10 protein-coding genes and 1 pseudogene are annotated in these 10,203 nt (G+C 70.0%); 3 read left to right on the forward strand and 8 right to left on the reverse strand.

From position 1 onward, the window contains the following. Window positions 1-174 (forward strand): annotated as a pseudogene (locus tag A5698_RS27730) (DNA-3-methyladenine glycosylase I); the annotation flags it as partial. On the opposite strand, the gene A5698_RS01075 reads toward A5698_RS27730, so the two are convergent. From A5698_RS01075 to log, 6 genes are all read right to left on the reverse strand, one after another. Further along, the gene (locus A5698_RS01075) at window positions 141-680 is read right to left on the reverse strand and encodes a DNA-3-methyladenine glycosylase I (RefSeq protein WP_084792174.1); all 540 of its coding nucleotides are present in this window, start codon (window positions 678-680) and stop codon (window positions 141-143) included. The pseudogene A5698_RS27730 and the gene A5698_RS01075 sit on opposite strands and share 34 nt — an antisense overlap. Beyond that, the gene (locus A5698_RS01080; protein ID WP_068292214.1) at window positions 677-1,036 is read right to left on the reverse strand and encodes a DivIVA domain-containing protein; all 360 of its coding nucleotides are present in this window, start codon (window positions 1,034-1,036) and stop codon (window positions 677-679) included. The genes A5698_RS01075 and A5698_RS01080 overlap by 4 nt, the downstream gene beginning before the upstream one ends. A gap of 183 nt (window positions 1,037-1,219) precedes the next feature. Next, on the reverse strand, window positions 1,220-2,170 hold the full coding sequence (locus A5698_RS01085; RefSeq protein WP_068292216.1) for a glucosyl-3-phosphoglycerate synthase: 951 nt from the start codon (window positions 2,168-2,170) through the stop codon (window positions 1,220-1,222). After that, window positions 2,167-2,991 (reverse strand): dihydropteroate synthase, encoded by an 825-nt coding sequence (gene folP / locus A5698_RS01090; RefSeq protein ID WP_068292232.1) that lies wholly within the window; start codon window positions 2,989-2,991, stop codon window positions 2,167-2,169. Before folP ends, A5698_RS01085 begins: the two co-directional genes overlap by 4 nt. Window positions 2,992-3,123: 132 nt before the next feature. Beyond that, window positions 3,124-4,905, reverse strand: coding sequence for a long-chain-acyl-CoA synthetase FadD6 (gene fadD6 / locus A5698_RS01095; protein ID WP_068292219.1), 1,782 nt, complete (start codon window positions 4,903-4,905; stop codon window positions 3,124-3,126). A 36-nt stretch (window positions 4,906-4,941) separates the two neighbouring features. Beyond that, a complete protein-coding gene (log, locus tag A5698_RS01100) occupies window positions 4,942-5,532 on the reverse strand; it encodes a cytokinin riboside 5'-monophosphate phosphoribohydrolase (RefSeq protein WP_068292238.1) in 591 nt (196 codons plus the stop codon). Window positions 5,533-5,617: 85 nt separating this feature from the next. Here log and A5698_RS01105 point away from each other — a divergent pair, with 85 nt between their 5' ends. Continuing rightward, window positions 5,618-7,708, forward strand: coding sequence for an AAA family ATPase (locus A5698_RS01105; protein ID WP_068292220.1), 2,091 nt, complete (start codon window positions 5,618-5,620; stop codon window positions 7,706-7,708). A gap of 47 nt (window positions 7,709-7,755) precedes the next feature. Then, window positions 7,756-8,496, forward strand: coding sequence for a type VII secretion target (locus A5698_RS01110; RefSeq protein ID WP_068292221.1), 741 nt, complete (start codon window positions 7,756-7,758; stop codon window positions 8,494-8,496). 66 nt (window positions 8,497-8,562) lie between these two features. Here A5698_RS01110 and A5698_RS01115 read toward each other — a convergent pair whose 3' ends face one another. Together A5698_RS01115 and A5698_RS01120 are read right to left on the reverse strand one after the other, a co-directional pair. Beyond that, window positions 8,563-9,267 carry a hypothetical protein gene (locus tag A5698_RS01115; protein ID WP_068292229.1) on the reverse strand — a complete coding sequence of 235 codons (705 nt, stop codon included), beginning with the start codon at window positions 9,265-9,267 and terminating at the stop codon, window positions 8,563-8,565. Between the two features lie 12 nt (window positions 9,268-9,279). Beyond that, the coding region (locus A5698_RS01120) for a hypothetical protein (RefSeq protein ID WP_068292241.1) at window positions 9,280-10,203 on the reverse strand (924 nt) is incomplete at its 5' end.

A 10,203-nucleotide genomic window follows, 5' to 3' on the forward strand; every position in this document is an offset into this window, starting at 1 on the left:
CGGCCGGCCACCTTCGCCGACGTCCCGGCCGTCACCCCCGAGTCGACGGCGATGGCCAAGGAACTCAAACGCCGCGGCTTCCGCTTCGTCGGACCGACGACAGCGTACGCCTTGATGCAGGCGACCGGAATGGTCGACGATCACACCGCAGACTGCTGGGTGCCGCGACCGCGGCGTTTGAGTTCCTTGGCCATCGCCGTCGACTCGGGGGTGACGGCCGGGACGTCGGCGAAGGTGGCCGGCCGCGGCCGGGGCGGCGGCGCGAAGGACCACAGCAGTTCGGCGAAATCGGTGCCGCCGTCTCGAAGGTCGGCGACCGCACGGGCGTTGGCGATCGTGGCCTCGATCTTGGCGCGGTTGCGCACGATCCCGGTGTCGGCCAACAACCGCGCGATGTCGCGTTCGGTGTAGCGGGCCACCCGGTCGACGTCGAAGCCGTGGAACGCGCGGCGGAAGTTCTCCCGCTTGCGCAGGATCACCAGCCACGACAGCCCGCTCTGGAACGCTTCGAGGCTGACCCGTTCGAACAGGCCGGCCGAGTCGCGCAGCGGCCGGCCCCACTCGGTGTCGTGGTAGTCGCGGTACAGCACGAAATCGGCTGGCGACAAACGAGATTCGTCGATCCAGGCACAACGGACGCGGCCGTCGGGTTCGACGGTGGGTTTCACCGCGGCGGTCATGACTCGTCGCCGTTCTCCGACTGGAGGGCATGGGCGCCGCCCTCGATGTGTTCGTCCTCCTCGATGCCGTGCGCCGCCCGCAGGGTGGCGAGCTGACCGCGCAGCGAGTCGAGTTCCTGGCCCAGCCGGTCGAGCACCCAGTCGACTTCGCTGGTCTTGTAGCCGCGCAGCGTCTGAGTGAACTTGACGGCGTCGACGTCGGCGCTCGTCACACCGGAGGCGGGTAGCACCGTCGCGGTGGTGTCCCGCGGCAGCGGCGGCAGCGGCTCACCGCGGCCGAACACCACGCTGCCCACGGCGAACAGCACGACGGCGATCAGAACCAGCACGACCAGATACAGCAGAACCAGGCTCACGGGTTCGATACTGCCTCAGGGGGCCGACATCCGGCGGACGACGATCAAGCGGCGAGGAACGAGCCGCGCTGAGGAGTCCGCCAATTAGCCCGGCGGACGACGATCAAGCGGCGAGGAACGAGCCGCGCTGAGGAGTCCGCCAATTAGCCCCGCGGACGACGTTGCTAGGCGCACGGAAGAACCTCAGCCGCGCGGGCGCAGCGTCACCATCGGGGGGCGATCGGCCAGCGACACCGACGACATCCGCGGCGTGTAGCCCTCGCCGTCGGCGAAGAACTGCGTCAATCCGACCCCGGAATCCGGCACCCCGCACCGCGACAGCAGCGTCGCGATGACCTGCCGGCTCATCGTAGCGAGCTCGGTCAGCGGCCGGTTGCGGTGCGTGCGCACACCGAGGTTCACCTGGGCGATCCCGTCGAGCCCGAGGCGGTCGTAGGCGTCGATCAGCAGCCCGATCTCAACGCCGTAACCCGGCGCGAACGGCACGGACGTCAACAGCTCGCGGGTGCCGGCGTACTCACCGCCCAGCGGTTGCAGGATGCAGCTCAGCTCCGGCCGCAGCGACGCGAGCAGCGGCCGGGCGACCAGTTCGGTCACACGCCCGCCACCGTTGGCGTCTTCGCTGCCGCTGACCTTCAGCGGCCTGCGGTAGAAGCCCTTGACCAGGTGCACGCCGTCGGTGGTCAGCAGCGGACCGACCAGCTTGGGCACGAACATCGGGTCGGGGTCGATCAGATCCGAGTCGACGAAAACGATCACGTCGCCGGTCGTGGCGGCAAGCGAGCGCCACAGGACCTCACCCTTGCCCGGTTGCGGAGTCACCTCCGGCAGCGCCGCCTCGCGGCTGATCACCCGCGCGCCCGCGGCCAGGGCCCGGATCTCGGTGTCGTCGGTCGAGCCGGAGTCCAGCACGATGAGCTCGTCGACCAGCCTGCCGAGCAGCGGAGTGATGGTTTCGACGACGCTGCCCACCGTCTCTTCCTCGTTGAGGGCGGGCAGGACGACCGAGACGGTGCGGCCGCGTTTGGCCGCCTCCAGTTCGGCGACCGTCCAAGTGGGCCGGTTCCAACTGTGGTCGGCCAGCCACCGAGAGGTGACGACGTCAGTAGCGGGAAGTTCGGGTGTGAGTGTCATGCCAGTCCCCTCACCGTGCGCGTCGGCGGCCGTCCGCCCTGGATCGACGCGACCATCTCCAGTACGCGTCGTGTGGGCCCGACCTCGTGCACACGGAACATCGCGGCCCCGTCTGCGGCCGCCAAGGCGGTGGCTGCCAGGGTGCCCTCCAGGCGTTCGGTCAAACCCACACCCAAAGTCTCCCCGACGAAATCCTTGTTGCTGAGCGCCATAAGGACCGGCCATCCAGTGTTTACAAGCTCTTTTACATGGCGCAACAAAGTAAGACCGTGGTAAGTGTTCTTGCCGAAATCGTGCGTCGGATCGATCAGCACGGCGTCGCGGGCCACCCCCGCGGCGACTGCCCGTTCGGCCGCCGTTGTCACCTCGGCGATGACGTCGTCGACGACGCGGCGTTCGGTGATGCCGTAGTTGACCCGAAACGGCCTGGTCCTCGGCTGGGCACCGCCGGTGTGCGAGCACACCAGCCCGGCGCCGAACTCGGCGGCCACCTCGGGCAATGCGGGATCGTGGCCCGCCCAGGTGTCGTTGATCAGATCGGCGCCCGCCGCGCACGCTTGTTTGGCGACCGTCGAGCGCCAGGTGTCGACGCTGATCAGCTGGTCGGGATAGGCGCCGCGTAGCCACTCGATGAACGGGACGACGCGCGCGATCTCCTCGTCGGTGTCGACGGTGTTGCCGGGGCCCGCCTTGACCCCGCCCACGTCGACGACGTCGGCGCCCTCCTCGATCACCCGGTGCGCCGCCGTTTTGGCGGCCTCGTCGGTGAACGCGGCGCCACGGTCGTAGAACGAGTCCGGGGTCCGGTTCACGATCGCCATGATCAGCGCGCGATCGGCGGCGACGGGCCGGCCCAGGAATCGGCCGCGGTGCGTTGTCACGCCTTCCAGGCTACGGCCGTGCGATTTGTGCGTGATTTCGATCGGTCAGCGAACGTTTTCACGCACAAGTCGCTAGTTCTTGGGCCTCTTGCCCGCCTTCACTTCCTCGGGGTAGTCGTCGTAAAACTCGACGTAGCCCTCGTCGCGGCCCGCGAGAACGTAGATCGGGTCCTCGATCTCCTCGACGTTGAAGCCCTGCTTGCGCAGGTCGAGCTTCTGGCTCTTGAACGTCGACGTCTGCGCGAGCTCGTCGACCACCCGAATGAACAACGGGACCGCGTATCCGGGCAACTTGTCGTACAGCGTCGCCGCCAGCGACTTGCCGTCGAAGTCGTCGCCGTCGTTCAGCTTGACCGCCGCCATGCCGGCCCGCCCGCCGGCGCCTTCGATCTCGACGCCGTAGACGGTGCACTCGTCGACGCTCGGGTCGATTGACAGCGCCGCCTCCACCTCGGTGGTGGCGACGTTCTCGCCCTTCCATCGGAACGTGTCGCCCAGCCGGTCGACGAACGCCGCGTGGCCGAAGCCCTGCGAGCGCATCAGGTCGCCGGTGTTGAACCACACGTCGCCCTCCTTGAAGGCGCCGCGCACCAGCTTCTTCTCCGATTCCTCGTCGTCGGTGTAGCCGTCGAACGGCTGGAAGCTGCTCACCTTGGACAGCAGCAGGCCCGGTTCGCCGTTGCGGACCTTCTTGACCCGGCCCTTGTCGTCGCGCAGCGGCTCACCGCTGTCGTGGTCGTACTCGACGAAGGCGACCGGCGACGGGCAGATGCCGGTGGTCTTGTCCAGGTTGAAGAAGTTGACGAACGCGGTGTTGCCCTCGCTGGCGGCGTAGAACTCGCAGACCCGGTCGATGCCGAAGCGTTTGGTGAAGTCGTCCCAGATCGCCGGGCGCAGGCCGTTGCCGCCGATCACCCGCACCTTGTGTTTGCGGTCGGTGTCCTTCTCGGGCTGGTTGAGCAGGTATGTGCAGATCTCGCCGATGTAGACGAACGCGGTCGCGTCGTAGCGGATCACCTCGTCCCAGAACTTCGACGCCGAGAACGACTTCCCGATGGCCAGCGTCGCGCCGGCGTTGAGCACCGACGACAGCGCCACCGTCAACGCGTTGTTGTGATACAGCGGCAGGCAGCAGTACAGCGTGTCCTTGCTGTTCAGCCGCATTCCGAGGCCGCCGAACCCGGCGAGCGCCCGCAGCCAGCGGTAGTGCGTCATCACGCTGGCCTTCGGCATGCCGGTGGTGCCCGACGTGAAGATGTAGAAGGCCTTGTCCTTGGCCAGCACGGCCGCGGTGGTCGCGGGATTGCCGGTGGGTGCCGTGGCGGCCAGGCGCTTCATCTCGTCGATGGTGACCAGGCCGTCGGTGTCGGCCCCGGACTCGGTGATCGGTTCGACGAAGTCGGTGTCGGCGACGACGGCCTTGGCACCGAGCAGCCCGAGGCTGTGCTCGAGCACGTCACCGCGCTGGTGGTAGTTGAGCATTCCGGCGATCGCGCCGCACTTGACCGCCGCCAACATCAGCAGGACCGGCTCGACCGAGTTGCGCAGCATGATGCCGACGACATCGCCGTGCCCGACGCCGCGGGCGGCCAGAACGGCGGCGTAACGGTTGACGCTCTCGTTGGCTTCGCGGTAGGTGACCTCATCGTCGCCGAACCGCAGGAACACCTTGTCGCCGAAGCGGGCGGCGCGCTCCTGAAAGACCTTGCCGATCGAGGTCTTGGCCGAGGGTCGGGCGCTGAACCCTGTGACCACGCCGCTGACAATCGTCGGCACGTCCGCGATCAGTCCCGGCACGCGGGCGGCGATGTCCAATAGCCCGACGTTGCTGCGAGTCCCCGACTTCTCGGTCATGCGCGTTCGTCCCTCCCTGTTCGTTTGTCGCACACCCTAGTGACCGTGCTCTTGGCGCGGCGCGCACGCCGCCAGGGCCGACTCGACATCGGCGACGACGTTCAATCGGTCCAGCGCGCCCTGCGCGACGTATCCGCTGTCGCGCAGTTCGTGCAACCAGGCCAAGAGGCCGTCGTAGTGCCCGATGGGGTCGAGCAGCACGACCGGCTTGTCATGCATACCCAAATAGCCCGCTGTCCAGGCTTCGAAGAACTCCTCGAGGGTGCCGATCCCGCCCGGTAGGGCGATGAACGCGTCGGCCCGTCCCTCCATCACCTCCTTGCGCTGACGCATCGTGTCGGTGACGACGAGCTCGTCGGCGTCGACGTCGGCGACCTCGCGATGCACCAGTGCCTTCGGGATGACGCCCACAGTGTGCCCACCGCGGGACCTCGCCGCGATGGCCAGCGCGCCCATCGCCGATACGTTGCCGCCGCCGGAGACCAGGCTCCAATTCCGCTCGGCGATCGCGGTCCCGACCTCTTCGGCCAGCGCGATGAGCTCGGGGTGTGTGGGGCCTGATGCGCAGTAGACGCAGACCGCCCACTGACGGTGCGACTCGCGTGGGGGGCTGGGTTCTCCGGACACGAGCACAACCTAGCCGCACGACGATCAAGCGGCCCCTTGGCCGCGTTGAGGAGTGCGGCGATCGATTTAGCCATAGACTCCGGCGGTGCCGATTGAGTGGGTCACCTCGCCGCCCGGACCGGCACTCGATTCGATCGAAGCCGGTCTGCAGAAGCGATCCGGCGCCGTCCTGATCGGGCCCGCCGGCGTGGGCAAGACATCGTTGGCGCGCGCCGCGGCCGAACGGTTCGCAGCCAACTACCACCGCGTCGACTGGGTGACCGCCACCGCGCCGATGGCCGCGGTCCCGTTCGCGGCGGTCAGCAGGCTGATCGAGGTCGCCGACACCGGCAAGACCGCGGATGTGTTGCGCAGCGCGCGAGAGACGTTGGGCGACGGACGACTGCTGGTGGTCGACGACGGTCATCTGCTCGACCCGCTGTCGGCAGCCCTGATCTACCAGCTCGCGGTCAGCGGGGCCGCGAGGCTGATCGTGACGGTGGCGCCTGCCGGTGTGATGGCCGACGGGGTCTCGGCGCTGTGGGACGACGGCCTGGTCGAGCGCATCGACCTGCAGCCGCCGGGTCACGACGACCGTCGCTTGGCCGCCTCGGCCGACGAGTTCGTCGCCGCGTTGCCCGCGTCCGCCCACCGCGTGTTGGAGTACCTGGCCGTCGACGACCCGCTGGTGCTCGGTGAGCTCGAAACATTGACCGACCGCGAATCCGTCGAGGCCGCAGTGTCTTCGGGCGCGGTCGTCGTCGACGACGGCTGGGTGCGTCCGGCGCACCCGTTGTTCGCCGACGCGGTGCGCGAGGCGTTGGGTGGCGTCGAGCTGCGCAGGCTGCGCGGTGAGATCGTCGACCGGCTGGCCGAGCGGCCCGGACACGGCGCCGTCGACCGGTTGCGCCGCGCGGTGCTGGCGCTGGACAGCGACAGCCCGCAGGAGCCCGCCGAGGTGTCCGCGGCCGCCGCCGAGGCGTTGCGGCTCGGCGATCTGGTCCTCAGCGAACGGCTCGGCCGTGCCGCACTGCAGCGCTCCGAAGACTTCTCGACGCGGCTGACGTTGGCGTACGCGCTGGCCTGGCAGGGGCGCGGCCGCGACGCGGACGCGGTGCTCGCCGACGTGGACAGCGCCGCGCTGTCGGAGACCGAGCTGATGGCGTGGGCACTGCCCCGCGCGGCGAACCAGTTCTGGATGCTTTCCGAGCCCGAGCGCGCCACCGCGTTCCTGCGCGCGACGAGAAACCGGGTGTCCACGCCGATGGCGCAGACCACGCTGGACGCGTTGTCGGCGACATTCGCGATGAACGCCGGAAACGTCTCTCGGGCAATGGATATCGCCACCGAGGTGCTGGCCTCGCCGGCCGCCGACGACACGGCCGTCGGCTGGGCCGCGGCGGCCGCGGCGCTGAGTTCGGCGCGGACCGGTCGCTTCGCCGATGTCGACGCGTTGGCCGAACGCGCGATGGCCGCGGGACATCCGGGGCTGTTGCGGTTCACCAGTGGGTTCGGTCAAACGACGGCGCTGGTGATGGCCGGCGAACTGGATCGGGCGCAACAGCTCGCTCAGCGGCTCACCGACTTCGCGCAGCTGCAGCAACCCGGGCGCGCGATCGGCGAGGTGCTCGTGGCCGACGTGCTGATCGCCAAGGGTGAACTCGAGGAGGCGGCGCGCCTTTTGCGCCGGGCGGCGGCCGCACTGTCGCCGACCGGGTACTCGTGGGGGCCGTTGGCGTGGATGCTGCTGGCCCAGGCGCTCGGGCAGCTCGGCGCGGGCGCCGAGGCGGGAAAGGCCCTGGCGCGCGCGGAGTCCCGACACGGCCTGAAGTCGATGCTGTTCGCCCCTGAGTTGGCGTTGGCGCGGGCGTGGACGATGTGGGCGCGCCGCGACGAGCACGGCGCCGTCGCCGCGGCCCGCGAGGCGGTGCGCAACGCGGAGCGCGGCGGGCAGTCGGCGGTCGCGCTGCGCGCTCTGCTGGACGCGGTTCGGCTCGGCGATATGCGGGCTGTCGATGCGATCGAGCGGGTCAGCGTCGAATGCGACTGTGACGCCGGACATCTGGCTCTGGCCCACGGCCGGGCGCTCGCGGCCCGGGATCGCGCCGCGCTGGTGGAGGCGTCGCACGGATACGCGACGCGCGGGTGGCACGGTGCGGCCTCCGATGCCGCCGCCCAGGGTGAGGCCCACCGCTGAAAATTGGTGTCCGGACCGGCGCCGCCGCGGCCCTAGGCTTGACTGCCATGAGCGAATTGTTCGCCAGGACCGACCGATTGCGGGGCTGGGCCGGCCTCCACGACCGCATCGCGACCGACCTCTCGCAATTGAGCGGCGGTGCCCCTGAGGCCGCAGAAGTCCAGGCGAGCCACGGCTCGATCGCGGCCGGCGTCGGCGCTGCGTTGTCGAGTGCGCTCGACGCACGGCTCGGCACGGTGCAGGGCGCGGCCGACCAGGGATCGACGATCTCCGCACTGCTGCGCAAGGCCGACCAGCTGTACGAGCAGGGCGACCGCGAGGGTGCTGAGACGTTACGCACGGCTGCCGAAGAGCTTGCAGTCCAACGGGATACGCCCGGCGGAAGCCAGCGCGCGGACATGGGCGCCGGCGCCCCCGTGAGCGGTGAGAGCGCCGGCGCCAACAATCAAATGCTCGGTCAGGTGCTCGGTCAGGTCGGAGCGCTGGCCGGTGCGGTCACGGCGCCGCTGCTGGGTCTCACCCAAGGGCTGCAACAGGTTCCGCAGCAGATCATGCAAGCGGCCCAAGGAGCTACGACATCTGGTGCCGAGGACCCGAAGCGCCGCGACCGCAAAGCGGAGGACGCCGACAAGCGATCCGAGGATCCCGAGGAGCTACCCGAGCCCGCGGCCCGGGCCGAGCCAAGCGCCCAAGCCGCACCGCAGGGCGACGTATCAGCCCGGCCTCCCGCGCCGCCGGTCGTCGCCGAGGGGCCGCGGCCCGCGCAGACGCGTCCCCAGGTGGGCTAGCGGCTGAATACTGCGCTGAGGGCTGCTCCCTAGGCGCGAGCACGACCCTTCACGCAAAAATGAGCGCTACAGGTTGCGAGCGACGTCGTCGTCGCCGGACCTGGACTCCGGCGGAGCGACCGGCGCCGGGCCCGCGCCCGTCCCGCCGCGTTCCGGTCCGGACGCGCCGTCCCACGGGCGGTCGTCGGCGCGCTGCAGCAGCTGGCGGTCCTCGCGACCGTCGGCCTGATCGGCGGGAAGCTGGGCGTCCTCGCGTGGCTGCTGGGCCGTCTGACCCGCCGGGGCACCAGCGCCCGCGGCGGCGGCACCACCAGGCGCGCCGCCGCCGGATGCCGTGCCCGCGGCGCCCTGGCCGGTCAAGGATGGGCCGCCCGCCGACTGGGCGCCCTGCATGGCCTGCTGCATCAGCGAGCCGAACATCCCGGTCTGCCCGCCGAGAGCCTGCGACGGCGCACCGGCCATCTGCCCCATCTGGCCGGCCTGCTGACCGACCTGACCGAGCATCCCGACGATCTGGCCGACCGACTGCGATCCGACGTCATCGGAGTTTTCGTAGGCGGCCTGCGCGGCGCCCACCTTGCCCGAGAAAGTGTTCTCCTTCGCCGACAGCGCGGCGACGTTGGCGGTCAGCTGAGCGGCCAGGGTCGGCAGCACCGCCGAGATGGTGGCGCTCATCGCGTCCTGTCCCGGCGCGATCGTCGGGATCTCGGGCAGCTCGACCGCCGCCGCGTTCCAGCTGATGCCCTCAGGCTTCCTCAGCGGGCCACCCATGTGCGCTCCTCGTCACCAGTCGTCATCGTCGTCATCATCCAAGTCGTGCTCGAGCGGCGCGGGCACGGCCAGCCCCGCTACGGTGCCGCCGCTGGCACCGCGCTGCCCCATCATCGGCGCCATCCCGCCCATGCCGCCACCGGCGGCCATCGGGACGGCGCCGCCGGCCGCGGCCGCGCCGGCCGTCGCGCCCTCGCGGGAGGGTGCGGTGCTGACGGCCTTGCTGCCGACGAGGTTCGCCATCTGCGGCGTCTGCAGCGGTGCACCCCCGGATCCGGGCAGCGACGCCGCGCGCACCATGCCCGAACCGCCGCCCGCACCCGAGCCGCCGGCCAGCGGATGATTGGAGAACGCCGAGAACGGAAGGCCCGCGGCCCCGAGCGAGTCGGCCTTGCCGCCCTGGCCGAACAGGGACGTCAGCTGTTGCAGCGGCTGCGAAAGCTGCTGGCCCATCTGCTGCGGCACAGCCATCAGCGACTGGCCGAGCTGCATGGGCAGCTGCGCGGCCATCGAGCCCATCTGGCTCATCATCTGCATGGCCTGCTGTGAGCCGTCACCTGCCTGCTGCGCGGCATCCTTACTGCTGTCCTGCGCCTCCTTGCTGCCGGGCACCGGCGGGGCGCCGAACAGCGGGATGCTCGGCGGAACGCCGAGGGTGTTGGCGAGTTCGGTGGTGTTGGCCGTGATGTTGGCGATGTTTTGCGACAGCCCCAACTTGATCCGGCTCTGCACCAGCTCCTGGGTGTTGCTGAACGGCATCGCCGCGATCGCTTCACACTCCTGCTGGACCTCCTGGGCGATCGTGTTGGCCAGCGTCTTCGTCTTCACGACGGTGGCCTCCATCGCGCGCAGCTTGGCGGCGATCGCGGCCGCCTGCGCCGCGTTGGCCTCGTGCCCGCCGATGATGGTGGTGGCCTCGCCCGCCGCGGCCACCGC

Source organism: Mycobacterium sp. E136 (assembly GCF_001666865.1).
Classification (GTDB): Bacteria; Actinomycetota; Actinomycetes; order Mycobacteriales; family Mycobacteriaceae; genus Mycobacterium.